This window comes from Janthinobacterium sp. GW460-12-1-14-LB5 (genome assembly GCF_059423585.1).
Map to the genome: position 1 here is coordinate 124,384 of NZ_JBWKYD010000003.1, position 26,276 is coordinate 150,659.

The following is a 26,276-nucleotide window of genomic DNA, read 5'->3' on the forward strand; positions in this document are numbered from 1 at the left end:
CAAGCGGCCAGCGCACATAAGGCGAATTTAATTGCCTGCGGCCGCCTTGGCAGCCGCCTCGCGCAATTTGTCCTTCTTGCTCTTGCGCGCGCCCTTCACGCCGCCGTTCACCGTATCCGTGACGGGGTTGACGGGCGTGGGCAATTCCGTCGGTTCGAACCCGGCCACCACTTCGCGCACGATGCGCAAGTCGTTGCGGTTTTCGATCAGGCGGAAATGCGCCTCCGTGTCGGCCGTGACGAAACTGATGGCCGTGCCGCTCTCGCCGGCGCGGCCCGTGCGGCCGATGCGGTGCGTGTAGTCGACGGCCGAGCGGGGCAAGTCGTAGTTGACGACGGCGGGCAAGCCGGCGATGTCGATGCCGCGCGCAGCCACGTCGGTGGCCACCAGCACCTGCAAACGGCAAGCCTTGAAGTCGGCCAGCAGCTGGCTGCGCGTGCCCTGGCTGAATTCGCCATGAAAGGCGCCCACGTGCAGGCCCGCGCGCTGCAGCTTGTCGGCCACGTGTTCGGCCGCGTACTTGGTGGCAACGAACACCAGCACGCGCTCCCACTGCTGCTGCAGGATCAGATAGCGCAGCAGCTGCGTGCGGCGCGGCACGTCGACCGTGATGGCGCGCTGCACGATGTCGGGCTTGTCCTGCGGTTCGGACGCCACCTCGATGCGCACGGGATCCGTGAGCAGGCTGTCGGCCAGCGCCTGCACGCTGTCGGGGAAGGTGGCGGAAAAGAACAGGTTTTGCCGTTGTTTGGGCAGCAGCGCCAGGATGGCGTTGATTTCTTCGCTAAAACCCATGTCGAGCAAACGGTCCGCTTCATCGAGGACAAACAGCGACACGCCGCCCAGCTTCACGGCATTTTGCCGCACCAGGTCCAGCAAACGGCCCGGCGTGGCGACGACGATATCGGCGCCGCCGCGCAAGTCCATCATCTGCGGATTGATCGACACGCCGCCGAACAGCACGGAAATTTTCAGTTTGACGGGCAGCGGTTTGGCCAGCGCGTGCACCGTCTGCCCCACCTGCGCCGCCAGCTCGCGCGTGGGCACGAGGATCAGCGCGCGCACCTGGCGCGGGCCGGAAGCGGGCGCCATCAGCGCCTGCAGCAGCGGCAGCGCGTAGGCGGCCGTCTTGCCGGAGCCCGTCTGCGCCGCGCCCAGCACGTCGCTGCCGCGCAGGATGGCGGGAATGGCGGCCGCCTGGATGGCCGTCGGCGCGGCATAGCCGGCCTTGTCGACGGCGCGGACCAGGGCGGGAATCAGACCCAGGGAGGAAAATGGCATAGCGGGCCTTCTTTATTCGTCAAAGTGGGACCGGCCGCGAAAGGCGGCCGGTCGGAATAGCGACAGTATAAAGCAGGCGCTTACTGCCTGGGCATTTGCAGCGTCGGATGGCCCGTTTCATCATAGCCCGGCATGCCGCGCCGGATCGCATGCGAAAAGTCCGCATCGTCGTTGGCGGCCCGCGCGCGCGCCGTGACGTGGCCGCCATCGCGCAGCTGCTGGAAGCTCAGGCCGGGCACCAGGCCCTTGACATCGAACAGATAGCGGTCCAGGTAGCCCGAGGCCAGCAGCCGGTAGTCGAGCGGCAGGCCCGGCACGATGCGGCGCACCATTTCGAAGACGATGGTGGTGCAATTGGCCGTCAGGGTATTGTAGAACTGCGGCTGGGCCTTCAGCGCCTGCGCCTCGTCCAGGTAGGCGAGGAACAGCGAGCGCATGGCCGCTTTCGGCATCATCACGCGGTACAGATGCATGTCCTCGCCGCGCGCATTCGTGCGCACGCGCAGGATGTCGCGCTCGTCGGCGGCGATCAGGCTCATCTCGAAATGCTTGAAGAAGCCGCCGATGGCGGAAAAGCTCTCGCCCTTCTCCTTGCGGATTTCGATGGAAAACGTCAAAAAGCGCCCGTCTGCGAAGCCGAACGAAATGAGGGTGTGCGCGATGTAGGGCCCCGTCCAGTACGACAGCGCCGTGTCCACCGTGCGCAGTTCGTCGAGGTCGTAGCTGCGCTGCTCCCACTTGACCGTGTAATCGTCATCGCTGCGCCAGTCGAAATTGCGCACATTGTCCAAGGTGACGAGATTGCCCTTCACGGTGCCCGTGACATTGCGCGCCACGTCGTCGGCCCACACGCGCTGCTGTTTCGGCGCGATCAGGCTCCACCACACGAGCAGCAGGATGAAACCGGCCACATACGGCAGCAGCACGCGCGCATCGCCGCGCGTCCACCACAGCGCGATGCTGGCCACGCCCAGCGCGCCCCACAGCAGCGCGCCGATGGCTTGCGCCGCCGTGCCGCCGGACAGCTGATACCACAGCGCCAGCGCGCCCCACACGGCAGTCAACAGGAGAATCAGGGAAACGGCCATTTTGCCGAGGGTGGCCAGCACGGAGCGGGCACGCAGTGATAAGAAAGTCATGCACCGATTATAAGGGCAAGCGCAGGAAGAGGTGCGTCCGGGCAAGTAGTGCTGCAACAGGCCCGGCCGCAAAATCATTGCTTGCCTGCCAATTTATTTCATGAGAGCATGTTGTGAAAATAAAATGTATAGACAAGGCGGACTGTCACGGCAGCGATGCTTTGGCCATTCCAGGAGATAGCTTGCAGCCCCCTTCCCTCTACGCCATCGCCGGCAGCCTCAACTCCCTCTTCATCGTCGTCAGCCTGCTTGGTTTATGGTCGCAACTGCAAAAGATCTGGCGGCGCAAGCGCGATGCCGGCATCGGCGCGGGCCAGACGACGGACATTTTGTCGATCAACCAGTTCACCGTCAGCTTCCTCGCGTATTGCGCGTTCTTCGTCTACGGCTATTCGATCACGCCGTTCAACCACTACATCGTCTGGCCCCGCCTGATCGCGTCCCTGATCGCGCTGGCCATCCTGTTTGAAATCGACCGCGACCGCCGCAGCCTGGCCTCGCGCAATGCGCTGCTGGCCTGCGCGCTGCTGCTGGGCGCAGGCGTGGCGGGGCTGGCCTTCGGCCCCACGTTCACCGATGAAAAGCGCGTGATCTCGCAAAGCCTGATCGTCGCCGTCACCGTGCTGCTGGCACAGGGCTATGCGCACCAGATCCGTCTTATCTGGCGCTCGGGCAGGACGGGCGCCGTGTCGTTAAAGATGAGCCAGTTCATCCTGGCGATGGATGTCAGCACCATCTTCTTCGCCTGCGTCATGGGTCTGAAAACAGGCTGGCCATTGCTGCTGCTCGCCAGCGTCAGCGCCACCACCAAGCTCATTATCATGTGGCTGTTCCGCTGGGAGAAAACCAGCGCCGCCGCACGCATGAAGCGGCTGGCGCCGGCCTGAGGCTAGAATGGGGGCATCGCCACCTGTCGAAAGCACCGCCATGCATGCCGCCATCCCCATCCTGCGCATCTTTTCCGAAGAAAAGGCGCGCGAGTTCTACCTCGGTTTCCTCGGCTTTACCCTGGACTGGGAACATCGCTTCGAGCCTGCGGCGCCGCTGTACCTGCAGGTGACGCGGGGCGAGCTCGTGCTGCACCTGTCCGAGCACTACGGCGACGCCACACCGGGGTCGGCGCTGTTGATCCCCGTCAATGACGTGGCCGCCCTGCACGCGGAACTGCAAGCCAGGGATTATCCGTATGCGCGGCCCGGCATCCGCGACGAGGACTGGGGCCGCATCCTGGAAGTGGCGGACCCGTTCGGCAACCGGCTGCGCTTCTGGCAGCGCAGCGAATAAGGCTCACTGGCCGCTCAGCGCCCGCATTTCCGCATACAGGTTCGCCTTGCCCTCGAAGCCGATGCCGACCAGGTCCGGCATGGTGATGTGGCCGTTTTCCACCCTGACGCCATCGGGAAAGCCGCCGAACGGCTGAAATAAATCCGGATACGATTCATTGCCGCCCAGGCCCAGGCCCGCCGCGATATTCAGGGACATCTGGTGGCCGCCGTGCGGGATGCAGCGGCTGCGCGACCAGCCGTGCTGGCGCAGCATGTCCAGGGTACGCAGGTATTCCACCAGGCCGTAGCTGAGGGCGCAGTCGAACTGCAGCCAGTCGCGGTCGGCGCGCATGCCGCCGTAGCGGATCAGGTTGCGCGCATCCTGCATGGAAAACAGGTTCTCGCCCGTCGCCATGGGCTTGTCGTAATAGCTGCGCAGGGTCGATTGCAGCTCGAAGTCGAGCGGATCGCCCGCCTCCTCGTACCAGAACAGGTCATATTCACGCAGCGCCTTGGCGTAGGCGATCGAGGTGTCGAGGTCGAAGCGGCCATTCGCGTCCACGCACAGCTTCTGCCCATCCTGCAGCACTTCCATGATGGCGTCGATGCGGCGCAAGTCCTCGTCCAGCGAGGCGCCGCCGATCTTCTTCTTGACCACCGTGTAGCCGCGGTCGACATAGCTGCGCATCTCGTCCTGCAGGGCGGACAGGCTCTGGCCCGGGTAGTAATAGCCGCCGGCCGCGTACACGAAGACTTTTTTGTCGGGCACGCCCGTGCCGTGCCGTTCGGCCAGCAGCTGGAACAAAGGCTTGTTGTCGATCTTCGCCACGGCATCCCAGATGGCCATGTCGATGGTGCCGATGGCCACCGAGCGCTCGCCATGGCCGCCCGGCTTTTCATTGGTGTACATGCAATCCCACACCTTGTGCGGATCGAGGTTGCCGCCGTCGTCCGTCACGAGGCTGGCGGGGTCGGCATCGAGGATGCGGGGGATGAAGCGCTCGCGCATCAGCATGCCCTGGCCGTAGCGGCCATTCGAATTGAAACCGTAGCCGACGACGGGCTTGCCGTCGCGCATCACGTCCGTGACGACGGCCACCAGGCTCAAGGTCATCTTCGTGAAATCGATGTAGGCGTTGCGGATGGGGGAAGAGATGGGGATGGTCTTTTCGCGGATTTCGACGATTTTCATGCGGCTCTCCTGTGGGTGAAACGATGACGCCAGCTTACCCGCGATACGCAGTCGTATAATTGACTGTAATTTAAACCATTCTTCACTTGAAGTTAATAATGAAAAGCGACGCCACCACGGAAATGGCCTTCTTTGTGCTGCTGGCCAAGCTGGGCAGCCTGTCGGCCACGGCGCGCGAGCTGGGCATCACGCCGCCCGCCGTCAGCAAGCGCTTGATGCTGATGGAGCAGCGCCTGGGCGTGCGCCTGCTGAACCGCAGCACGCGGCGCATCAGCCTGACGGGCGACGGCGAAAGTTACTTGCAGCAGGCGCGGCAAATCCTCGACGACATCCGCGCCATGGAAGAGTCGCTGGCCAGCGGCAGCGCCGAACCGAAGGGATTGTTGCGCGTCAACGCCACGCTGGGATTCGGGCGCACGGTGATCGCGCCCCTGCTGTCGCAATTCGCCCTGCGCCACCCGCAGCTGGAAGTGCAGCTGCAGCTGACGGACAGCCCCATCAACCTGGTCGAGCAGGCGTACGACCTGGGCATCCGCTTCGGCGACCTGCCCGACACGCGCCTGTCGGCGCGGCGCATCATGTCGAACCGGCGCTTCCTGTGCGCCTCGCCCGCCTATCTGCAGGCGCACGGCACGCCGCAAACGCCCGACGAGCTGGCGCAGCACCGCTGCATCGTGCACCGGCAAAATGACGACGCCTACGGCATCTGGCGCATGAGTAAGGGCCGCGCCACGCATACGGTGAAGGTGCGCGGCACGGTAGCCAGCAACGATGGCGACGTGGTGCTGGGCTGGGCGCTGGACGGCCACGGCATCCTGCTGCGCTCGGAATGGGACCTGGCCCGCTACCTAGACAGCGGCCGCCTGCGCGTGGTGCTGGAAGATTACGCGCTGGCGCCGGCCGACCTGTACGCCTACTATCCGAGCCGCCACCAGCTGCCCGCCAAAGTGCGCGCTTTTATCAATTTTCTCGGCCAGCAGCTGCAGCCGAAAGCGGCCACGGCGGCGGAATCGGGTTACACTACAATATTGCGATATGGCAATATTATGAAGGAGTAAGTTTTGCTAGTCATACTCGGATTTCTCGTCGTGCTGTTTTCCGTCTTCGGCGGCTTCGCCATGCAGGGGGGGCATCTGGGCGCCCTGTTCCAGCCACTGGAACTGCTGATGATCGGCGGCGCCGCGCTGGGCACCTTCTTTGTCGGCAATGACGCCAAGGCCATCCGTGCCACGTTCGCCGCCATTCCCACCCTGTTCCACGGTTCGCAATACACGAAGGCGCGCTACATGGAGCTGATGGGGCTGATGTATGAAATCCTCAGCAAGATCCGCAAGGAAGGCTTGATGTCGGTCGAGGACGATATCGACGACCCGTACCGCAGTCCCATCTTCGTGAAATACCCGTACACGCTCGGTGACGAGCACATCCTGGAATTCATCACCGATTATCTGCGCCTGATGGTGTCGGGCAATATGGATGCCTACCAGATCGAAAACCTGATGGATAACGAGATCGAGACGCACCATGAGGATGCGGAAATGCCGATCCAGACGATTTCGCAGCTGGCCGACGCCATGCCCGCCTTCGGCATCGTGGCCGCCGTGATGGGCGTGGTGCACACGATGGCGTCCGTCGGCTTGCCGCCGGCCGAGCTGGGCGTGCTGATCGCGCAGGCGCTGGTGGGCACCTTCATCGGCATTTTGCTGGCGTATGGCTTCATCGCGCCGCTGGCCAGCTTGCTGCGCCGCAAGCACCATGAAACGGCAAAGATGTACCAGTGCGTGAAAGTGACCTTATTGGCCAGCCTGAACGGCTACGCGCCGGCGCTGGCCGTGGAATTCGGCCGCAAGGTCATTTCCGCCACGGAACGCCCGTCGTTCAGCGAACTGGAAAACCACGTGCGCCAGGTGCGCACGAAGAACTGATACGGCCAGTTGCCCTTGCCCGGCGCCTCAGGCTTCCGGCGCCGTCCAGACCAGGTTCCACAGGTGGCCATCGATATCCTCGAAGCCCTGGTCATACATGAAGCCATGGTCCTCGGGCGGATGCGGGATGCGGCCGCCCGCGGCCCTGGCGATCAGGCTGTCGACCTCTTCCCGGCTTTCGCAGCTGAGGCAAATGACCACTTCGTTGGCTTCCTTCGCATTTGCCACCGGCTTGCCGATCAGGGACTGGAAGAAGGCTTCGGTCGTCAGCATGGCCTGGATGCTGCCGTCGACGATGTTCATGAACGCCGCGTTCTCACCGCTGAAGCGGGTATCGAAGCTAAAGCCGAGAGCGGAAAAGAAGGCCCTGGATGTCTCCAGGTCCTTCACGGGCAGGTTGAGGATGATCTGTTTATTCATGGCGCTTCCTTGCTTCCTGGGTGAAGGTGGAATGGGCAACCGGTGCGCCCGCCCCCTGCAGCGGGGACGGCATACCAAATTGACACGCTGACGAAAAAATCGTTCCTCTAGAATATCAACAAATTGTGCAAACGTCGCCAAAAGCGCGCTGGATGGCGTGACGCCGTGGCATGGCTGAAGAGCTGGTGCCTGTTTGTGCACGCCGCACAAATAATTTCTAGCAACGCCATCTTTCAGATACAGTTGTCATTCTGATCAATATGACAAGGATGACGGTATGCACAGCAATACACAGCGGGATCCCGATGCCGCGGCAGCGATGCCGGGCGCGCCGAGTTTGCAACTGAACTCCTTGTCCTGGGCAGCGGCGGGCAGTTTGACCAAGTGGGTCGGCAAGAATGCCGCCAGCGGAATCGTCGGGGCGGCCGCTGGCATGCTGTTCCAGGAATTCCTGGGAGCGGTCGGCATGGGCGGCCCGGACCTGGCTGGCAAGCTGGACGTAATCAGTGACAAGCTGACGGAAGTCCAACGCTCGCTGGACCGGGTCACGTCCATGACCTCGGAAATTCTGTTGAAACTGGACGAGTTGCACAATTTCATGGAAAAAAGCCTGAAGGTGGAAACCTTGCTGGCGGCCATGGGACGCATCGATGTCGCCTATGGCTACGCCGACGCCAGCCTGCTGAAGGCCGATGCCACCGGCGGCGCCATCTCTTTGCGGCTACTGACGGAAAACATGCCGCACTTTCCAGGCATGACGCCGGAATATCTGACGAAAGCGGCCCATGAGTTCGCGTCGTACGTAGCCGATATGCCGGATTGCATCGATACCATCCGCCGGGTCTTGGCGAAAGCGGCATTTGGGCAGGATTCATTGCTCGATCATTGGGCCAAGGAGCTGGCGCAGCAGGTGCGCAACAAGAAGATCAGCCGCGAAGCGGCGTATCTGGTGCTCGAGGGATATTTCCTCCAGGCCGTCTCTGTCCAGTTGAAGGGCCTGTGCGTGCATTGCCTGGCACTCAGTACCGACCCATTCGCTGCCAAGCGCATCGAGCAATATCTGCAGCAAAACTTCGGATTGTTGATGCGCGAGCAAACTGAGGCTTATACCGCCGCGGTTGAGGATTTGATTTTCCTGTCGCTCGATCCCATCATGCGCGCCGGCATGAGGGACATGGGCATGAGCGCACGCGAGTTTCCTGTGCATGTGGACGAGATACTGCTGCGTACCGACTTGCTGTGCGCCGCATTGAATCTGGTGGGCAGAAAGTCGACAGGGCCGCTGGCGGCGTCTCCGCAAGCGGCGATCCAGGGCATTTATGCCCGTTCCCTGTTCCGTCCTTCTGATTTGCGCGATGGCAAAGTCCCGCCCATGGAGGTGCATGGCTACGCACCGGCCCAGGCCGGGCAGCAGCGTCAGGCGCCGTTCGGTTGCCTGGATCTGATCGCCTCCGATGACAGGGCCGTGCTGAGCGATGTAGCGGCGACGCGCGTGACGGTCGCGCGCTACAGATGGCACTTCCCGGCGACCGCGCCCGCAGTTGACGTATCGATCGATAGCAGGTTCCGTAGCGCCACGCCAGCGCTGTACCCGGTGTTTGGTGCCGACGAGCCGGTGCTGGCTGTGGGCATCTTTAACGGCAGCCCGCTGTGTCGCGGCGTGCCTGCCAGTGTCCCGCAAAGCCGCAAGTACACGCCATTCCCTACAGGCAATCCGCATGTCACGTATTTCAACGAAGCGCACACGCCCGGCAGACACCCGCTGACCAATGGCGAGGGCGAGGTTACTGAGACGTATTTTCAGGTCCAGAATGCCTACAAGGCAGACGCACAGGAGCACAGCCTGGTAATGCAGCATCTGTTCAGCTACACAGGCCAGGAAATCGACGTCAGGATGCATGCGCAAGTGCTCACCCGATTGCAGGTCGGCCCCCGGGCGGATATGCATCTGGGCGCGGACAGGCATCATTACTCGGTCTTTCACCGCTTGCTGGTGCGGTTTCCCGACGGCACAGACAGGGCCATTTACAATTCGGAAATTGATTTTGATCACGCTGTCGATATACAGCGGGTCCATCATTCCTTCAATAACTTCGTCGATGTGGCGCGCTCGGGCTTGTTCGCCATGGACTTCAAGCTGATTCCTGGCCACTATCACCTGATACTCGATAACGAAACTTACTTTCCACGCGCGGCCAACAAATACAACGGCTGGAATTTAGCCAACCTGGTTTTCAAGCTTGGCGGCGTGGCGCTGGAAATGCGCTACCCGAGCAGTTAGTTGCCACGGGACAACGAACTGCAATGGGAGGCCATGGCGATGGCTGGCGTGGACGGCCGGAACAGCTCGGCGCACGGAGTCATTGCCGCCACCGAAGGCACGCGTTTGCTCCGGCGCGCCAAGTCCCTCCCCCGCCATTTACGGGCCCGGCGCCGTGTCATCGGGGCAGCTGACCTCGTCCTCTGGCGTATACAAAGTCATCGGCACGCGCTGGCCGTCGACTTCCAGCTCGCGCACCTTCGGCGGCACCAGCTGGAACTCGCCTGCCTGCAGCTTCTCGCGCAGGGGCTTGCAGCGCAGGGCGTCTGTGGGGATTTGCCCGCGCGCGGTCCAGCTGCCGTCGTCCTTCTCCGCCAGCAAGACGGATGAGGCGCGCGGGTCATTGCTGATCAGCAACACGTCCTGCTTGCCGTCGCCATCGAAATCGAGCAGGTAGGCGTCGCACTGCGGCCCTGCCCGCTTCAAACAGGCGGGCAGGCGCCAGGCCGGGCTCACCTGCGTCCAGTCCTGCCGCAGGAAACTGTCCGGCAGCTTCGCCGTGGCCGGGCGCAGGGTCAGGTTGATCGACACGTCGCTCAGCGCGCCCGTCTCGTCGAGGCGGTTCTGGCGCTTGAGCATGGCCTCGGCGCGGGCCCGCACGACAGCCGCGTCGGCGCCCGTCGTGCGTTTGCTCAATTCCTGCAAGGCCGCCTGGCCATAGCGGGCGCCCTGGAAGCGCAGGTATTCGAAATCAAACTTGTCCACGCCCACTTTACCGCTGTCCAGGCGCGCCATCTGGCTGGCCACGGAAATGCGCGCCGGGTCGGCCAGCGGCGAGAACAGGGCGAACAGCACCAGCAGGGTGACAAAGGCGGTGGCCACGTTGACGTTGGCGATCAGGTGCAGCCAGTCGCCATACTTGCTGGCCGCCCAGGCATAGCCGGCGGCGTAGCAGGTGGCGATCAGCAGGCAGGCGGCGGCGATCAGGCGGTCGGCCGTCCAGCCATGCGACATCACGCGCAGGGTCAGCGCATAGATGGCGATGCCCACCACCCACGGCAGCAGCAGACAGGCCAGGCGCGTGCCCAGGCGGATGCCGCGCGCCACGCCATGGCCCACTTCGCCATTCTGGAAAGCAGCATTGATCAGCACCACCAGCACGCCGGCCATGCCCAGCAGCACGGACGCCGCATGGCGCGTGGCCCACAGGCGCTCGAAGCCGATGAAGGGCAAGGTCAGCAGGAAACCGGAGACGAGCACGGCGGCGATCGGCATCAGCCACGACAGCAGCACCAGCAGCAGGGTGCGGATGCCGCGCACGATGGACGGGCGCACGTCCGTGATGTGGATGGCAAAGGAAAACGCGAAGCAGATGACGGGAATCACGAACCAGGCCTGGCCCAGCAGTTTTTTCAGGAAACTCAGTTTAATGAGCAGGAACAATTGCCCGCCCAGCCACAGCACCAGCCACAGGCCCAGCACGAACAGCAGGGAGAACAGCAGCTGGATGCCCAGCTTCCAGGCGATTTCAAAATAAGTCGGGTAGCGGGCGATACGCTTGCCATCCTGGGCGCTGGCCAGCACCAGCGCATGGGCGATATAGAATCCCACCACGCAAAAGCCGAACAGCTGGGCGGAAATGACGCGCAGCGGCGCGCCCGGCTTGTAGTTGCCCCAGATGACGTGTTCCGCGCCGCGCGCCACGTCGTGCCAGGCCAGCACGGCCAGCACGACGGCCGCGCCCGCCATCCACAGCCCGATGCGCTTCGCCGACATATGGCCCAGGCTGGATACCAGCAGGATGGGCAACAGCAGGCTGATCAGCATCAACGGCCCCAGCAGATAGGCTTCCGTGGCGGGCCACACCTTGTCCTGGGCCGTGCTGTACAGCCAGTACAGCAGCAAGCCTTGCAGCAGGCCCGTCACCAGGCGCGTCACCGCGATGCGCGGCGCCACCACCGGATCGAGCAAAGCCATGTTTTTTCCTGCGGCATCCTGCTGCATAATCATTCCCTTAGAGTCGTTCATTGCAGTCATTGTTGCACTGCGAGCACGGCCATTATTGCATTTCGTTATCGTCATCTCAACAGCGATTCGCGCGCAAGCCCTTCCCGTGCGCCCTCGCTGCGGCGCACGGGCAGGCTTTGCGCGAGGCCCCAGGCCAGTTCCGGCACGAGGAACAGCCACAGCAAAGGCTGGCCCGTGACCAGCAAGGCCCACGCCATCCAGGTGGAAAACAGGTAGCGGGCCGCCGCGTCGTAGCGGCCGAAGCGCGGCTGCGGGTCGAGCATGCGCAGCACCGACCAGACCATCACCACGCTGCCAAACAAGCTGCTGATCAGCAAATGCAAGGGTTCGAAGAGCGGCAGCGGCACGCCGCCCAGCGACACATTGAGGGCGCTCAAGTGCTCGCGCAGCAGCAAGAACGTCCACGGCGTGGTAAACGGGGCAATCATGAGCACATCATAAATGGCGCTGGCGCGCACCACGCGGCGGAAGGCGGAAACGGACAACATGGCAACTCCTGTCTATGGAAAACGCCCATGATCAAGGCTGGAGTACACTCCATGGTCAAGCATTTTATGAAAGAAAAGAACCATGCAGATCGGCGAGATGGCGCAGGCGACGGGCTTGAGCCGCGATACCCTGCGCTTCTATGAAAAGCGGGGCTTGCTGCGCGCGCGGCGCGGCGCGAACGGCTACCGCGACTACCCGCCCGAGGCGACCGACTGGCTGCGCTACCTGCGCACGGCGCAGCAGCTGGGCTTTACCCTGGCGGAAATCGAGGCCGACATGCCGCTGCTGGCGGCCGCCGGCGATCCCGCCACGGCGGACCTGCTGCGCGCGGCGCTGGCGCGCAAGCTGGGCGAGATCGATGCGCGCATAGCCGGCTTGACGCAGTTGCGCGGCGAACTGGTGCTGCGTATGGGGCCGCAAGCGGCCGCGTGTCCATTGCGCGGAGATGCCGATGCGAATCACTAAACTGCTGCCGTGGCTCTTCCTGCTGGGCGCGGGCGGCGCGCAGGGCGCCGAGCTGGCCTGCGGCGACTTCCTGTCCCGGCTGGGCCAGAAACCCGCCTACATCGTCTACCAGGGTTGCCAGCAAAACAAGGAGCGCCAGGACCAGCCGTTCGAGGCGCGCTACCAGGTGGATGGCAAGCATGCGCGGCAGGCTGAAGCCTACCTGCGGCGTACGTATGGCTTGCCCAGGCTCAAGCGCTATTGCTGCGTCTGGGACAGCACGCCCCACTCCTGGCGCGACCGCCGCACGGGCTACAGCTATATATTCGGCATGGCCACGGGCGAAACGCTGGTCAGGACGCGCGATGCCTGGCCGCAGATCGAGCGCTTTGTCGTGCTGGTCGACGGCTACGCGCAAGATCCTTGATGCGGCGCCTCAATCGAGTTCCTGGCGTGCCACCAGAATGCCGTCCGCATCGGCGTAGATCCAGTCGCCCGGATGCACGGCCACGCCGCTGATCTGCACGCGCACGTCGCGCTGTCCGGCGCCCGTCTTGTTGCTCTTGCGCGGATGCGTGGCCAGGGCGCGCACGCCGATCTGGCAGACATTGATTTCCTCGCTGTCGCGGATGCAGCCATCGACGATGATGCCGGCCCAGCCGTTGCTTTCGGCCAGCACGCCCAGCTGGCCGCCCACCAGCGCGCGGCGCAGGCTGCCGCCGCCATCGATCACCAGCACGCGGCCCTGGCCCGGCGTTTCCAGGGTGCTGCGCACGAGCGCGTTGTCCTCGAACACGTGCAAGGTGGCGGCGGGGCCGCTGAAGCGCACGCGCTGGCCAAAGGCGCGGTACACGGGCGGCAGCACGGCCAGGGTGCCCTCGTCCAGCATGGCTGCATGGTCGTCGCACAGATCGGTGGTGGCAAAGGTCATGGGAACTCCTTTAGTGGCAGATGGCAACGATTCTATGCCTTTTGCAGCGCGGCGGCGCGTGTTTTGCCGCCCACGCCCACGGCCGTGGCAATCGCCAGGGCCTGGAATACGCCGATGAAGACGAACAGCAGGGCCGGATGGTCGCCATCCATCAGCGCGCCAAAGAACAAAGGCCCCACGGCCAGGCCGCTGTCGAGGCCCGAATACACGACGCCATACACGCGGCCCGTCGCATTCTTCGGCGCCGCCGCGCGTATCATCAGGTCGCGCGACGGTCCCGCCACGCCCGAGGTCAGGCCGATGGCGCCCATCAGCACCACGGCGCCCCAGGCCGGCACGACGGCCATGGCCAGCAGCACGGCCAGCAGCGCGGCGGCGGAAAAGGCGATCGCCACGTTGCGGTCAGGATGCTGGCTGCGCGCGCCCACCACGCCGCCGGCCAGCATGCCCACGGCCGAGGCCAGCATATAGGCCGTGTAGGCGCTCGTCGCCAAGGCCAGGCTCATGCCGTACAGCTTGACGAGGGCCACGCTGGCAAAGCTCTGGATGCCGCCCAGGGCGATGGCCGTGATGAAGAAGAAGGCAAAGCACATCCACACGGCCGGCAGGCGCAGGAAGTCCAGGGTGCCTTCGCCGCCGCCCGCCTGGCCTGGCGCCGCCTTTTTGACCGGCTCGGGACGGATGGCGTGGCGATTCAGGAACAGGATCAGCAGCACGCCGAACGGCAGCACGGCCGCGCATTGCAGCGCGATTCGCCAGTCGTAATGGGTGGCGACATAGGTCATGAACAGCGGAGCCAGGGCCCAGCCGATGTTGCCGCTGATGCCATGCACGGAAAAGCCGTAAGCCACGCGGGCCGCCGAAACGCGCTGGTTGAGGATGGTGTAGTCGGCCGGATGGAACACGCTGTTGCCCATGCCGGCCAGCATGGCACCCAGCATCAGCGCCGCATAGCTGTGCGCGCTGGACAGGGCCAGTGCCGACACGCCCAGCAGAAAAATGCCGGAAAACAGCACGGCGCGGGCCCCGAAGCGGTCGACGACAAAGCCGGCCAGCGCCTGCCCCACGCCCGAAATGATGAAAAATACCGTCATCAGCAAGCCCAGTTCCGCATACGACAGGCCGAAGGCGGGCTTCAGCCAGACGAACAGGGCCGCCAGGATCAGGTGGTAAAAGTGCGAAATGCCATGCGCCAGCCCCACCAGGGCGATGACGCGCGCATCGCTGCGCAAGGTTGGCGGTGACTGCGGTGGCAACTGCCCTGCCGAGTTAGTTGTTATCATGTCATACCCTGTCTTATACTGGTGAAGCTCAAGTGTATGCAAAATACCATCGTCTGTTTTCCGACAGAACGACATAATTTATCGAATTAAGGCCAAGCTGATGGGTGTACCTATCCTCCACCATACCCGCATGTGTCCGCCAAGGGAGGCGCCCAGTGCGACCATCCCCGTGACCATGGTCGCGCGCGACCTGCAACCCGATGAATTTTTGTTGCCGCACAGCCACCCCTGGGGCCAGGTCACGATGGCGCTCGAAGGCGTGCTGCGCATTACCGCCAACAACAGCAGCTGGGTGCTGCCGCCCATGCGCGCCATCTGGATCGCGCCGAACGTCGAGCATGCCGTCACGATACTGGAAAAAACCCGCTTGCGCCCCCTGTGCATCCATGCCGCGCGCGCGCCGTTCGCGGGCCAGGACTGCAAGGTGCTGGAAGTGTCGAACCTGCTGCGCCAGCTGATCATGGCGCTGGAACAGCTGGACCCGGGCCAGGAACCGGCGCGCGAGGCCTTGCTGGCCGAACTGATACTCGATGAATTGAAACGTTCGGACACGCGGCCCATCCGTGTGCCCTTGCCCAGCGACAAGCGCTTAAAAACCCTGTGCGACAGCCTGATCGACAAGCCGGGCCTGAACCTGACGCTGGAACACTGGGCGCAGCAGGTCGGCGCCTCGGAGCGTACCCTGGCGCGGCTGTTCGAACGGGAATTGGGCATGAGTTTTGGCCAGTGGCGCCAGCAAGTGCGCCTGGCGCACGCGGCGCCGCTGATCGCGCGCGGCGTGCCGCTGTCGCAGGTGGCCGAAGAGCTGGGCTACGCCAGCCAGTCGGCGTTTTCCGCCATGTTCAAGAAGACCTTCGGCAGTTCGCCGTCGGCCTTCTTTGCTCAGGGCGAGCGCTCTTAAGCCATGAAGTCGAACAGGGAATTCTTGCCGGTATAGCCCGGCAAGGCCGAGTTCGTGCCCATCTGTTCCTGCGCCGAATACGCCTTCACCAGCGCCTGCGCCTGGGCCGTCAGCGCCTTGGCCAGCACGGCCTTCTTGTTGGTGAGCGTCGTGATGTCCTTGCCGACCGTTTGCACTTCCTTGCGGATGATGCTCGTCTCGCCCGTCAATTCGCTGATCTTGCTGGCGAACTGATCCGCCACGCCCTTGCCGTTATTGGTAAACATCTTGCTGACGGCGTCGGGATCGGCCGCGATGGCCGCCTTGAGCTTTTTATCGTCGAGCACCAGCTCGCCGCTCTTGCCCAGGGTCACGCCAGCGCTGCTCAGCACCGACGATGGCACGCCCGTGCTGGCCGTGCGCAGCACTTGCTCCATCTGCGAACGCACTTGCCCCAGGGCCGTGTCGGATTTCAAATCGCCCTGCTGCAGGCTCTGCAGCTTGCTGTTGAGCTCATTGTAGGCGGTGACGAAGCTGGCCACGTTGGTGGCGATCTGGCTGCTGTCCTTGGCGATGACGAGGTCGGTCGTGCCCTTTTTCTTCAATTCGATGGTGGCGCCCTCGACGGCCGTCGTCAGGGTATTCGTGGCGCTCTTGATGTCCTTGCCGTCGACGGTCAGCAGCGCGTCCTGCGCGGCGGCCGTCTGCTGCAGGCCCTTGCCGGCACCGGGCGCGTAGGACAGCAGATTGCTGACGGCCGCGTCGCCGGAGACGCTGATGCGCATACTGCTGTCGGCGCCGCTCTTGCCATTGATGGCCAGCGAATAGCCATCGGTGCCCTTGACCACGCTGGCATCGATGCCCTGCTGCTTGAGCGCGGCGGCGATGCCGTCGAGGCTATTGTTGCTGCTGTCGATGGTCAGCGCAATGATCTTGCCGCTGCCGGGCGTAAATTGCTTGCCGTCAGCCGTGCCCACTTCGATCTTGACCAGCGCCGGCGCGCCCGTGCCGATGGCCGCGCTCGACGATTTCTGCGTGCCGCTCTGCAGAGTCTGCCCTTGCGCCAGCTGCTTGACATTCAGTTCATGGCTGCCGCTGGCGGCCTTGTCGGTGGTGGTGGCGCTCAGCACATCCTTGCTGCTCGACGTGGCCGAGGTGGCCAGGCCGCTGCCGGCCATGTTCTTGGCCACGGTCTGGAATTTCGCCAGCGCCGATTGCAGCTGGCCCAGGCCCGAGAATTTGGCCTGGTCGCGCGCCAGGCTGGCGTTGAGCTTGACGACGCCCGTGTTCTGCGACTGCATCTGACGCTCCACCTTCGCATACACATCGGCCGAGATATTGCCCTGCGTCGTCTGCTGCGTGTTGTTGGTGTAAGCCCTGCTGTTGATGGTCGAATTAAACATGGTAGGCGTTCCCGTCGGGTGTAAGGTCATGGCACACGGTTCAGGTCGTGACCGTGCTGCGCTGGAAACGGACGGCAGGCGCGCGTGGCGCGGCAAGGTCCCTCTTCTGGTTAATAATTATGCAGTATTACCGGAATATCAAAACAGCGAACAGAACAGGTTTTTCCTGACTGCAAACCCATATGCACCATTTTAGCGCATTTCATTTGCAGCCGATCTTGTCTCGTTTCAGCGCATGAATTTCGAGATGGCGCTGCTGACGGCCATGTCCAGCTTCAGGAAAGTGAGTCCCACCTTGAAACCTGCACTGCTGAAAATGCAGTGCGATACGGATACGCGCGCCTCGATGATGTGCGCCGCGCCATCGTAAAACAGCTCGAACAGCACCTTGCCCTGCTTGCCTGTCGGCACCGGTTCCGCGACGACGGCCGCCATGCCGCCCGGCCCCACATCGAGGGTGCGCGCCGCCACGGGACCCGCGCCATCCATTACCAACATTGCCTTGGCACGCAATATCTTGCGTGCGCCCTGCCTTTGCTCAACTGACACTGTATTCCGCTTCTCTATCAATTCATGGTCGATGCGAACTCGCTGCGCGAATTCATCGGACAAATATTATAGTTCTAAACGGAAATTTTGTTTGACTTGTCTCAAGCTTGGCATTTAAACCATACCAACTTTTACTCCAGATCGCGCAATTTATTAAACGCTTCGTCGATGCGCTCGACGCCGATGACCTTGAGACCCTCGATGACTTGCTTGGGCAGGTTGGACTTGGGCACCACGGCCAGGGTAAAGCCCAGCTTGGCCGCTTCGCGCAGGCGCTCCTGGCCCCGTGGCGCGGGACGGATTTCGCCGGCCAGCCCCACTTCCCCGAATACCACAAGTCCCCGCGGCAGAGGTTTGTTGCGCATCGACGAGTTAATCGCCAGCAACACGGCCAGGTCGGCCGCCGGCTCCGTGATCTTGACGCCGCCGACGGCGTTGATGAAGACGTCCTGGTCGAAGGCGGCGATGCCCGCATGGCGGTGCGCCACGGCCAGCAGCATGGCCAGGCGGTTCTGCTCCAGGCCGACGGACAGCCGGCGCGCATTCGGCAAGTGGCTCGTGTCGACGAGGGCCTGGATTTCCACCAGCAGCGGGCGCGTGCCTTCCTGCGTCACCATCACGCACGAGCCGGGCACCTGGTTGTCGTGCTGCGACAGGAACAGCGCGGACGGGTTCGACACCCCTTTCAAGCCCTTTTCCGTCATGGCGAACACGCCCAGTTCATTGACAGCGCCGAAACGGTTCTTGATGGCGCGCACGAGGCGGAAGCTGGAATGGGCGTCGCCCTCGAAATACAGCACCGTGTCGACGATGTGCTCGAGCACGCGGGGACCGGCCAGCGCGCCCTCTTTCGTCACGTGGCCGACTAAAATGATGGTCACGCCCGTCTGCTTGGCCGCCCGCGTCAGCTGCGCCGCGCATTCGCGCACTTGCGCCACGGAACCGGGCGCCGAACTGAGGGCGTCCGAATACACGGTCTGGATCGAATCGATGACGACCACTTCCGGTTTTAAATCGGCCAGGGTGGCGAGAATCTTCTCAAGTTGGATCTCCGCCTGCAATTTCAGTTCCTTGGCGTCGATGACGAGGCGCTTGGCGCGCAGGGCGATCTGCGCGCCCGATTCCTCGCCGCTGACATACAGCACGCGCTTGTGGTGCGACATATTCGCCAGCGCCTGCAGCAGCAGGGTCGACTTGCCGATGCCGGGATCGCCGCCGATCAGCACGACGCCGCCCGCCACCATGCCGCCACCGAGCACGCGGTCGAATTCCTCGATGCCCGTGCCGAAGCGGGGCACGTCGATGGCGTCGATATCGTCGAGCGACAACACGGGTGCCGTCTGCGCCAGCGACATGTGCTGCGGGTTCGAATAGCGGTTGTTGCCGCCCGTCTCGGGCAGGGTTTCCACCATGGTATTCCACTGGTTGCACGAGGTACATTGCCCCATCCATTTGTTGCTGATGGCGCCGCAATCGCTGCAGGTGTAGATGGTCTTGACTTTTGCCATGGTGTACTTTGCCCGGGTAAGGTAAAAATGCTGTTTATATATACAGTATATACAAACGGCGGGCCGGCGTCACTGTTATGCTTCGACCACGGGCACGCGCGGCGCCAGTGTGCACATCAGCTCGTAGCCAATAGTGCCGGCGGCCAGGGCCACCTCGTCGATCGGCATGCCCTGGCCCCACAAGGTGACGCTGCTGCCGACCCTGGCGCCCGGCACGTGGGTCAGGTCCACCATCAGCATGTCCATCGACACCCGGCCGATCAGCCCCGTGCGCACGCCGTCGACCAGCACGGGCGTGCCTTCGGGCGCGTGGCGCGGGTAGCCGTCCGCATAGCCGCAGGCCACCACGCCCACCTTGACGTTGCCGGCCGCTTCATAGCGGCTGCCGTAGCCCACCACCTCGCCGGCGGCGATATCCTGGATGCCGATGATGCTGCTGCGCAAGGTCATTGTGGGCAGCAAGCCGAACGCCTGCGCCGAGGTGCCGCCGGGAGCGCCGCTGGGCGTGCCGCCATACAGCATGATGCCGGGACGCACCCAGTCGCTGTCGAGATGATGCATCAGCACGCCGGCCGAATTGCACAGGCTGCGCGGCAAGCTTGTACCGATGCTGGTCGCCCCGGCCTCGAAACGCAGCATCTGCTGTTCCAACGGCAAGCGCGTGGGGCCCGCCTCGTCCGCATTGGCGAAATGCGTCATCAAGGTGATCGTGCCGATATGCGGCATGGCGCGCAGGCGCGCATAGGCACCGGCCACGGCAGCCGGCGTGAAACCCAGGCGGTTCATGCCCGTATTCATTTTCAGGTGCACGTCGATGGCGTGCGGCAAGCGCGCCGCTTCCAGCATGGCGATCTGTTCCTCGCAATGCACGCTGCCGTTCAAGCCATATTGCGCCATCACGGGCAAATCGCTGGCGTCGAAAAAACCTTCCAGCAGCAGGATGGGCTTGCTCCAGCCCAGCTCGCGCAAGCGCACGGCGTAATCGACCTCGACCAGCGCCAGGCCATCGGCGTCGGCAAAGCCCCGCATGGCCCGTTCCAGGCCGTGGCCATAGGCATTCGCCTTGACGACGGCCCATACCCTGGCGCCGCGGGCACCGGCACGGGCGCGCGCCAGATTGTGTTGCATGGCATCGAGATGGATGGTGGCGAGAAGGGGCCTGGGCATATGCATCGTTCACGGCGGGTGGGAAAGCCGTATTTTACCGGATGCACAGTACGCGGACACGGCAGACGCCCAAGGTCGTATGCAGAGGACATCATTTATAAAATGCTCACATGTGATGTATTTTTCTACGGCAGAAAAATTAAGCTTCGCTTAGGCAAGACTATGCAAAGCAGCCCCGTCCAAACTTGGGGTTTGCCGTTTTTTCGTGGTATAAAGCAAGCCAGATATGATTTCAGGCATTCCAGAATGAATCGTGGTTTTTATACCATCATGGCGGCGCAGTTCTTTTCCTCGCTGGCAGATAACGCCCTCTTTTTTGTCGCCGTCGATTTATTGGTGTCCATGAAATCCCCGGCGTGGATCACGCCGCTGCTCAAACTATCGTTCGTGTTGTTTTACGTGCTGTTGGCCGCTTTTGTCGGCGCCTTCGCGGATGCTTTGCCGAAGGGCAAGGTCATGTTCATCGCCAACATGGTCAAGATCTTCGGTTGCGCCCTCGTCTTCTTCCACGTGCATCCGCTGCTGGCCTACGCCGTCGTCGGTTTTGGCGCGGCCGTATATTCGCCCGCCAAATACGGCATCCTGACGGAACTGCTGCCGCCGGAAAAGCTCGTGGCGGCGAATGGCTGGATCGAAGGCTTGACCGTCAGCTCCATCATCCTCGGCACCGTGATGGGCGGCGCGCTCGTCAGCGGCCACGTGTCCGACATGCTGCTGTCCATCGACATCCCCCTGATCGACACGGGCATCACCAGCAAGACGGAAGCGGCCTTGTGCGTCGTGGTCGGCATCTATGCACTGGCAACCCTGGCCAACCTGAAAATTCCCGACACGGGCTGCGTATATCCGCACCAGGAACGCAATCCTATCAAACTGATTACCGACTTTGCCAATTGCTATTCCATCCTGTGGAAAGACAAGCTGGGCCAGATCACCCTGGCCGTGACGACGCTGTTCTGGGGCGCCGGCGCCACCTTGCAGCTGATCGTGCTGGAATGGGCCAAGCAATCGCTGAACATGCCGTTCGACAAGGCGACCAGCCTGGTGGGCGTGGTTGCCATCGGCGTGGCCGCCGGCGCCGTGCTGTCGGCCCGCTTCATTCCGCTGCGCAAATCACTGACCGTCATTCCACTCGGCATCGCCATGGGCGTGATCGTCATGATGATGACGCAAGTGCATTCCGTGTGGATCGCCTACCCGCTGCTGATACTGATCGGCGCCCTGTCCGGCTTCTTCGTCGTGCCAATGAATGCCCTGCTGCAACATCGCGGCCACGTCCTGATGAGCGCAGGCCATTCCATCGCCGTGCAAAACTTCAACGAGAATCTGTCCATTCTGACCATGCTGGCCGTGTATTCGATCATGATCCGTCTGCACCTGCCGCTCAACATCATCATCACCCTGTTCGGCCTGTTCGTCGCCGGCACCATGTACGCCATCATGCGCAAGCACAAGCTGAACCAGGCTGAGCATGACAATCTGTCCTTGATTGGCGAGCAGAAACATTAAACCCAAACAAGGGCTGGGATCAGACCCTGAGGGTCTGATCCCGGATTTCATTTTGGGTTGAGAATTTCCGACCTACACAGGCAACGCGCCTGTCAGTCGCCGCGCGGCAGCCTGCTGCGTCCAGTCATGGGGCACGACAAAACCGCGCGTGCGCTCCACTTCCCAGCCTTCGACAGTATCCACCATGGCCACCATCACCGGTTGCGCCAGATCAAACAACTGCGCCCGCAAGGCTTCCACGTCCAGCACTTCCACGTCGCGCCCCTTGAACGGCGCCAGCCATTGCAATCGCGGCAGCACGACATAGCGCTGCGCGGGGAGTTGCGCCGGCGTGCACCAGAAGCCGTGTCCATGATCCGGGGAAATACCGTCCACGGCGGGCGTGGCGTCCGGCGCATAAAACAGCCAGCCCTTGACCAGCGCCTGCGCCGCGCGCACGGGCTGCGCCAGCAGGCTTTGCGCGGCCGGATGGCGGGACAAGGCTAGTTGCTTGTCGAGAATCTTGCGCATCTTCAAGCCCAGGGTATCGGCCAGGTTCGGGCCGATCAAATGGTTGAAGACGCCGGGATCAGGCATCCCTTCGAGCAGGTAGAACTTGGTGGCAAATTCCCAGTGCAACAATTCACTCTCGTCACGCAGCAGGAAATCGAACTCGCCCACCGTATCGTTGCGGTTCACTTGCACCTGCAAACCATGCGCGGCCAGCAAGCCGTGTTGCTCAAAATAAAAGGCCAGCAGCTTTTCAGCGTACAGGCCCAGGCGGGAATAGAATTTCGGCCCCAACGCCGCATCGAGCGGCGACGGGTCATCCTGCAGCGCCCCCAGCCACGCCGCCACGGCGGGCGTGACGGCAGGCAAGCTGGCGATGCGCCCGCCCCAGTGCACGCTGGCAGGATCGAGCAAGTCGGGCGAGTCGAGCAGCCAGGCCAGCGCACGCACGCGGGGGTGCGTCAGATGGCCCCAGCGCTGCTCGAAGCGGACCTGGAAGGTAATGACGGCAGTATCAAGCACCGTGCGTGCTTTTCGCCAGGCACAGGTCGGCCCAGGCACGCGCCTTGGCCTTGCCCGTCCCGTCCTGCAACAGTTGCTCTGGGTGGAAGGTGGCCACGACGGAGACATTGCCCAGCTGGCGCACCGTGCCCCGCACGGGCTTTTCGCCGGGATTGATGCCGGCGGCGGCCATGGAACCGAGCGTCAAAATAGTGCGCGGCTGCAACAGGGCCAGTTCGCGCTCGAAATACGGGCGGCAGGCGGCCGACTCGGCCTCGGTGGGCAAGCGCTCCTGCCCCGCCTCGTCGAGCGGACGGCATTTCAGCAAGTGGCTAATATACACATCGCTGCCCGCATCGATGGCGATGGCTTTCAGCATATTGTCGAGCAATTTGCCCTGCTCGCCCGGCAAGGCGCGCCCTTCACGCTCTTCCAGGCGGGACGGACTGCTGGCCAGCATCAGCCAATCGCCCTGGCGGTCGCCACGGCCCATGACGACGCCCTTGCGCGTCTTGCACAAGTCGCAGCGCGCACATTTGGCGACGGCGGCCGTCAAGCCATCCCAGTCGAGGGCGGCGATATCGGCATCGCTGAGCTGCTTCACGGGCGGCGGCGGGGGCGCATCGTCGAACCAGGCCGTGTCGTCGGATGCGGCGGCAGCCACGGGTGTAGCGGCCACGGCAACGGGCGCCGCAACTTCCACAGTGTCCACGGCTGCCACCTCGGCCAGCACTTCGACCACAGGCGCCGGGACAGCGACGGGTGCGGCAACTTCGGCCACGGGTTCCGCCACGGCCACTTCCAGTTCCACAGGGGCCTCGGCGGCGACATCCACGGCTTCGGGCGCGGCGCCCTGGCGCAGGCGCCACAACGGCCCCACACCCATTTCATCGAGGAAAACGGCGCTGCGGCTCATAAGGTATAACGCATCACGATGGCGTCCTCACGTTGCGAATTGGCGGCCGGATAATATCCCTTGCGCCGGCCGATCTGTGCAAATCCATAGCGCTGGTAGATGTCGAGCGCGCGCACGTTCGACGGGCGCACTTCCAGCAGCATCGATTCCATGCCCAGCTGGCGCGCGCAGGCGCAGGACTGGTTCAGCAGGAAACGGCCCAGGCCCTGGCCCTGGATGGCGCCCTCGACGGCCACGTTGAGCAAGTGCGCCTCGTCGACGACCAGCATCAATAAAAAGTAGCCGAGCAAGGTGCCATCCACGTCGCGCAGCACCCAGGCCGGGTAGCCGCTCTTGAGGGAGTCGACGAAGTTGCCATGCGTCCAGGGATGCGGATACACGCGCTGCTCCAGCGCCAGCACCTCCAACAGGTCCGCTTCGACCATCGGCTGATAGTCGAGGCGCAGCAAGTCCCAGCCGGCAGCATTGTCCTGGCCCGCTACGCTCATTGCGCGGACTCCGCAGCGGCCTTGGCCTGTTGCATCTCTTGCCGTTCCGCACTGGTAAAGGCGATCTTGTTGCGCAAATACAAAGGCTGCGCCTCGGCCGCCGTCACGCACTGGCCGGCCGCAAACGCGATGCGCGCCAGCTGCGCCACTTGCACGGCGTGCGGCATGATGGCGGCGTCGGCCGTGGCGGCGCACGGCAGCGCGGCCAATGCGTCGGCATAGGCGCTAAAACCGTTGCCGCAGCCGGCGACGTCGCCTTGCGGCGCCACGCCGGCCGGCGCGCTCAGGGCCGGCGGCAAGACGGCCTGCAAGCCATCTTGATAGTCATATTGCGCCCAGTACACTTCGCCCATGCGGGCGTCGAGCACGGTCACGATGTGTTGCGCGCCATGCTGCTGGTGGCAGGCGAGCGCCATGGCGTCGAGGGTCACGACGGGCACGACGGGCAGGCTGGCGCCATACGCCAGGCCCTGGGCGATGCCGCAAGCCGTGCGCACGCCCGTAAACGAGCCGGGGCCGGAGCCGTAGGCGATGGCGTCGACGTCGGCCAGGGTCACGCCCGCTTCGGCCAGCAATTCCTGCACCATCGGCAAGATCGACTGGGAATGGGTGCGCACGCCCGACGAGGCGCGGGACAGGACGACATCGCCGCGCAACAAGGCGCAGGAGGCGAGTTCGGACGACGTTTCAATAGCAAGCAAGGTGGGAAGTAAGATAGGCATGCCGTATTTTACCTTGCCGCGCCATGGCGCGGCACTCCCCGCTGCGCCCTGCCTGGACCAGGCGGGCCGCGATCAAGCTGATGCGGCTTGCACAGCGGCCCCGCGAGGACGGCTATAATGAACGACGCAGCCTATTATTTGACCGGCATCAAGTCTGCCGCGCCAAGCAATCGTTCAGCCATGACTAAGCAACACTACCAAGCCACATCGCTCAGCAACATCGTCTTTCCACTCTTGCCCTGGTCCGTTCCGTGAATCCACTTCTTGCTAAACTGCAACCATATCCCTTTGAAAAGCTGCGCCAGCTGTTTGCCGGCGTGACCGTCAATCCCGAGTACGCGCCCATCAGCCTGGGCATGGGCGAACCCAAGCACCCGACGCCGGCCTTCATCGAGCAGGCGCTGGTCGACAATATCCACGGCCTGGCCAGCTATCCGACCACCATCGGCTCGGAAGCCTTGCGCGGTGCGATTGCCGGCTGGCTCGAACGCCGCTACGGCATCCCCAAGCTCAATCCTGCCACGCAAATCCTGCCCGTGAACGGTTCGCGCGAAGCGCTGTTTGCGCTGGCGCAAACGGTGATCGATCCGTCGGCCGGTTCGCTCGTGATCAGCCCGAATCCGTTTTACCAGATCTATGAAGGCGCGGCCTACCTGGCAGGCGCCGAACCGTATTTCGTCAATTCCGACCCCACGCGCAATTTCGGCTGCGACTACGACAGCGTGCCCGCCTCTGTCTGGGAAAAAGTGAAACTGCTGTTCCTGTGTTCACCGGGCAACCCGACGGGCGCCGTGCTGACCCTGACGGACTGGGAACACCTGTTCGCCCTGTCCGAGCGCTATGATTTCGTCATCGCTGCCGACGAGTGCTACTCCGAGATCTACCACGGCGACACGCCGCCGCTGGGCGCGCTGCAGGCGGCGCACATGCTGGGCCTGTCCACGATCGAGCGCCCGTATGCGCGCCTGGTGGTGTTTTCCAGCCTGTCGAAGCGTTCGAACGTGCCGGGCATGCGCTCGGGCTTCGTTGCCGGCGATGCGGAAGTATTGAAAAAATTCCTGCTCTACCGAACCTACCACGGCGGCGCCATGAGCCCCGCCGTGCAGGCGGCCTCCGTCGCGGCCTGGAACGACGAAACCCATGTCGAGGAAAATCGCGCCAAGTACCGCGCCAAGTTCGACGCCATCACGCCGCTGCTGCAGGCGGTGATGGACGTGCAATTGCCGGACGCCGGCTTCTACCTGTGGGCCGACGTCAGCCGCACGGGACTGTCCGACACCGAATTCGCGCAACGCCTGTACGCCGAATATAATGTCACGGTATTGCCTGGCAGCTACCTGGCGCGCGACGCGCACGGCATCAATCCGGGCCGCAACCGCATCCGCATGGCCCTGGTGGCCGAAACGGCCGAAGGGCTGGAAGCGGCGTTGCGCATAGTAAAATTCTGCCAGCAGCTTTCCGCATCCGCATCAACCAACTAAATGAAT

26 protein-coding genes are annotated in these 26,276 nt (G+C 63.4%); 10 read left to right on the forward strand and 16 right to left on the reverse strand.

Annotated features, from left to right (window positions below; all coding sequences use genetic code 11):
* Nucleotides 1–27: 27 nt before the first annotated feature.
* Together AC07X6_RS03735 and AC07X6_RS03740 are read right to left on the reverse strand one after the other, a co-directional pair.
* Entirely contained in the window at nt 28–1,281 is a 1,254-nt protein-coding gene (locus AC07X6_RS03735; protein ID WP_494790132.1) for a DEAD/DEAH box helicase, read from the reverse strand.
* Between the two features lie 80 nt (nt 1,282–1,361).
* Nucleotides 1,362–2,420 carry an Lnb N-terminal periplasmic domain-containing protein gene (locus AC07X6_RS03740; protein ID WP_494790133.1) on the reverse strand — a complete coding sequence of 353 codons (1,059 nt, stop codon included), beginning with the start codon at nt 2,418–2,420 and terminating at the stop codon, nt 1,362–1,364.
* 182 nt (nt 2,421–2,602) lie between these two features.
* Between AC07X6_RS03740 and AC07X6_RS03745 the strand changes: the two genes are divergently transcribed.
* Together AC07X6_RS03745 and AC07X6_RS03750 are read left to right on the forward strand one after the other, a co-directional pair.
* Complete coding sequence (locus AC07X6_RS03745; protein ID WP_494790134.1) at nt 2,603–3,307, forward strand: hypothetical protein; 705 nt, start codon at nt 2,603–2,605, stop codon at nt 3,305–3,307.
* Nucleotides 3,308–3,314: 7 nt separating this feature from the next.
* Nucleotides 3,315–3,704, forward strand: a complete 390-nt coding sequence (locus AC07X6_RS03750; RefSeq protein ID WP_494790135.1) for a glyoxalase superfamily protein — start codon at nt 3,315–3,317, stop codon at nt 3,702–3,704.
* Between the two features lie 3 nt (nt 3,705–3,707).
* Here AC07X6_RS03750 and AC07X6_RS03755 read toward each other — a convergent pair whose 3' ends face one another.
* The gene (locus AC07X6_RS03755; protein ID WP_494790136.1) at nt 3,708–4,877 is read right to left on the reverse strand and encodes a mandelate racemase/muconate lactonizing enzyme family protein; all 1,170 of its coding nucleotides are present in this window, start codon (nt 4,875–4,877) and stop codon (nt 3,708–3,710) included.
* A gap of 98 nt (nt 4,878–4,975) precedes the next feature.
* On the opposite strand from AC07X6_RS03755, the gene AC07X6_RS03760 reads away from it, so the two are divergent.
* Nucleotides 4,976–5,935 carry a LysR family transcriptional regulator gene (locus AC07X6_RS03760; protein ID WP_494790137.1) on the forward strand — a complete coding sequence of 320 codons (960 nt, stop codon included), beginning with the start codon at nt 4,976–4,978 and terminating at the stop codon, nt 5,933–5,935.
* Between the two features lie 3 nt (nt 5,936–5,938).
* Nucleotides 5,939–6,802: a flagellar motor stator protein MotA gene (gene motA, locus AC07X6_RS03765; protein WP_230540519.1), complete on the forward strand. Its 864-nt coding sequence runs from the start codon at nt 5,939–5,941 to the stop codon at nt 6,800–6,802.
* 27 nt (nt 6,803–6,829) lie between these two features.
* Here motA and AC07X6_RS03770 read toward each other — a convergent pair whose 3' ends face one another.
* Entirely contained in the window at nt 6,830–7,222 is a 393-nt protein-coding gene (locus AC07X6_RS03770) for a VOC family protein (RefSeq protein ID WP_494790138.1), read from the reverse strand.
* A 277-nt stretch (nt 7,223–7,499) separates the two neighbouring features.
* Between AC07X6_RS03770 and AC07X6_RS03775 the strand changes: the two genes are divergently transcribed.
* Nucleotides 7,500–9,503 (forward strand): hypothetical protein, encoded by a 2,004-nt coding sequence (locus tag AC07X6_RS03775; protein ID WP_494790139.1) that lies wholly within the window; start codon nt 7,500–7,502, stop codon nt 9,501–9,503.
* Nucleotides 9,504–9,641: 138 nt separating this feature from the next.
* Here the strand turns inward: AC07X6_RS03775 and AC07X6_RS03780 are convergent, their stop codons facing one another.
* On the reverse strand, nt 9,642–11,459 hold the full coding sequence (locus tag AC07X6_RS03780) for a DUF4153 domain-containing protein (protein WP_494790239.1): 1,818 nt from the start codon (nt 11,457–11,459) through the stop codon (nt 9,642–9,644).
* A gap of 101 nt (nt 11,460–11,560) precedes the next feature.
* Nucleotides 11,561–11,998, reverse strand: a complete 438-nt coding sequence (locus tag AC07X6_RS03785; RefSeq protein WP_494790140.1) for a hypothetical protein — start codon at nt 11,996–11,998, stop codon at nt 11,561–11,563.
* 82 nt (nt 11,999–12,080) lie between these two features.
* Here AC07X6_RS03785 and AC07X6_RS03790 point away from each other — a divergent pair, with 82 nt between their 5' ends.
* Together AC07X6_RS03790 and AC07X6_RS03795 are read left to right on the forward strand one after the other, a co-directional pair.
* Complete coding sequence (locus tag AC07X6_RS03790) at nt 12,081–12,464, forward strand: MerR family transcriptional regulator (RefSeq protein WP_494790141.1); 384 nt, start codon at nt 12,081–12,083, stop codon at nt 12,462–12,464.
* Nucleotides 12,451–12,870: a DUF4952 domain-containing protein gene (locus AC07X6_RS03795; protein WP_494790142.1), complete on the forward strand. Its 420-nt coding sequence runs from the start codon at nt 12,451–12,453 to the stop codon at nt 12,868–12,870. Before AC07X6_RS03790 ends, AC07X6_RS03795 begins: the two co-directional genes overlap by 14 nt.
* Nucleotides 12,871–12,879: 9 nt before the next feature.
* Here AC07X6_RS03795 and rraA read toward each other — a convergent pair whose 3' ends face one another.
* On the reverse strand, nt 12,880–13,374 hold the full coding sequence (rraA, locus tag AC07X6_RS03800; protein ID WP_494790143.1) for a ribonuclease E activity regulator RraA: 495 nt from the start codon (nt 13,372–13,374) through the stop codon (nt 12,880–12,882).
* A gap of 32 nt (nt 13,375–13,406) precedes the next feature.
* Nucleotides 13,407–14,657 (reverse strand): MFS transporter, encoded by a 1,251-nt coding sequence (locus AC07X6_RS03805; RefSeq protein WP_494790144.1) that lies wholly within the window; start codon nt 14,655–14,657, stop codon nt 13,407–13,409.
* Nucleotides 14,658–14,757: 100 nt separating this feature from the next.
* Between AC07X6_RS03805 and AC07X6_RS03810 the strand changes: the two genes are divergently transcribed.
* The gene (locus AC07X6_RS03810) at nt 14,758–15,558 is read left to right on the forward strand and encodes a helix-turn-helix transcriptional regulator (RefSeq protein WP_494790145.1); all 801 of its coding nucleotides are present in this window, start codon (nt 14,758–14,760) and stop codon (nt 15,556–15,558) included.
* Here the strand turns inward: AC07X6_RS03810 and fliD are convergent.
* From fliD to alr, 4 genes are all read right to left on the reverse strand, one after another.
* The gene (gene fliD / locus AC07X6_RS03815; protein ID WP_494790146.1) at nt 15,555–16,940 is read right to left on the reverse strand and encodes a flagellar filament capping protein FliD; all 1,386 of its coding nucleotides are present in this window, start codon (nt 16,938–16,940) and stop codon (nt 15,555–15,557) included. The two genes, AC07X6_RS03810 and fliD, sit on opposite strands and share 4 nt — an antisense overlap.
* Nucleotides 16,941–17,168: 228 nt before the next feature.
* Nucleotides 17,169–17,489 (reverse strand): PilZ domain-containing protein, encoded by a 321-nt coding sequence (locus AC07X6_RS03820; RefSeq protein WP_494790147.1) that lies wholly within the window; start codon nt 17,487–17,489, stop codon nt 17,169–17,171.
* Between the two features lie 131 nt (nt 17,490–17,620).
* The gene (gene radA / locus AC07X6_RS03825) at nt 17,621–18,997 is read right to left on the reverse strand and encodes a DNA repair protein RadA (protein ID WP_230540493.1); all 1,377 of its coding nucleotides are present in this window, start codon (nt 18,995–18,997) and stop codon (nt 17,621–17,623) included.
* A gap of 75 nt (nt 18,998–19,072) precedes the next feature.
* Nucleotides 19,073–20,164, reverse strand: coding sequence for an alanine racemase (gene alr / locus AC07X6_RS03830; RefSeq protein ID WP_494790148.1), 1,092 nt, complete (start codon nt 20,162–20,164; stop codon nt 19,073–19,075).
* Between the two features lie 246 nt (nt 20,165–20,410).
* Here alr and lplT point away from each other — a divergent pair, with 246 nt between their 5' ends.
* Nucleotides 20,411–21,673 carry a lysophospholipid transporter LplT gene (lplT, locus tag AC07X6_RS03835; RefSeq protein WP_230540483.1) on the forward strand — a complete coding sequence of 421 codons (1,263 nt, stop codon included), beginning with the start codon at nt 20,411–20,413 and terminating at the stop codon, nt 21,671–21,673.
* 72 nt (nt 21,674–21,745) lie between these two features.
* On the opposite strand, the gene AC07X6_RS03840 is transcribed toward lplT, so the two are convergent.
* The 4 genes from AC07X6_RS03840 to tsaB are packed head-to-tail and all read right to left on the reverse strand — an operon-like array spanning nt 21,746 to nt 24,789.
* Nucleotides 21,746–22,684, reverse strand: coding sequence for a DUF1853 family protein (locus tag AC07X6_RS03840; protein WP_494790149.1), 939 nt, complete (start codon nt 22,682–22,684; stop codon nt 21,746–21,748).
* The gene (locus AC07X6_RS03845) at nt 22,677–23,579 is read right to left on the reverse strand and encodes a uracil-DNA glycosylase (RefSeq protein WP_494790150.1); all 903 of its coding nucleotides are present in this window, start codon (nt 23,577–23,579) and stop codon (nt 22,677–22,679) included. The genes AC07X6_RS03840 and AC07X6_RS03845 overlap by 8 nt, the downstream gene beginning before the upstream one ends.
* On the reverse strand, nt 23,576–24,067 hold the full coding sequence (gene rimI, locus AC07X6_RS03850) for a ribosomal protein S18-alanine N-acetyltransferase (protein WP_230540478.1): 492 nt from the start codon (nt 24,065–24,067) through the stop codon (nt 23,576–23,578). Before rimI ends, AC07X6_RS03845 begins: the two co-directional genes overlap by 4 nt.
* Nucleotides 24,064–24,789, reverse strand: coding sequence for a tRNA (adenosine(37)-N6)-threonylcarbamoyltransferase complex dimerization subunit type 1 TsaB (gene tsaB / locus AC07X6_RS03855; RefSeq protein ID WP_474292040.1), 726 nt, complete (start codon nt 24,787–24,789; stop codon nt 24,064–24,066). The genes rimI and tsaB overlap by 4 nt, the downstream gene beginning before the upstream one ends.
* A gap of 251 nt (nt 24,790–25,040) precedes the next feature.
* Between tsaB and dapC the strand changes: the two genes are divergently transcribed.
* Nucleotides 25,041–26,270, forward strand: a complete 1,230-nt coding sequence (dapC, locus tag AC07X6_RS03860; protein ID WP_230540469.1) for a succinyldiaminopimelate transaminase — start codon at nt 25,041–25,043, stop codon at nt 26,268–26,270.
* Nucleotides 26,271–26,276: the final 6 nt, after the last annotated feature.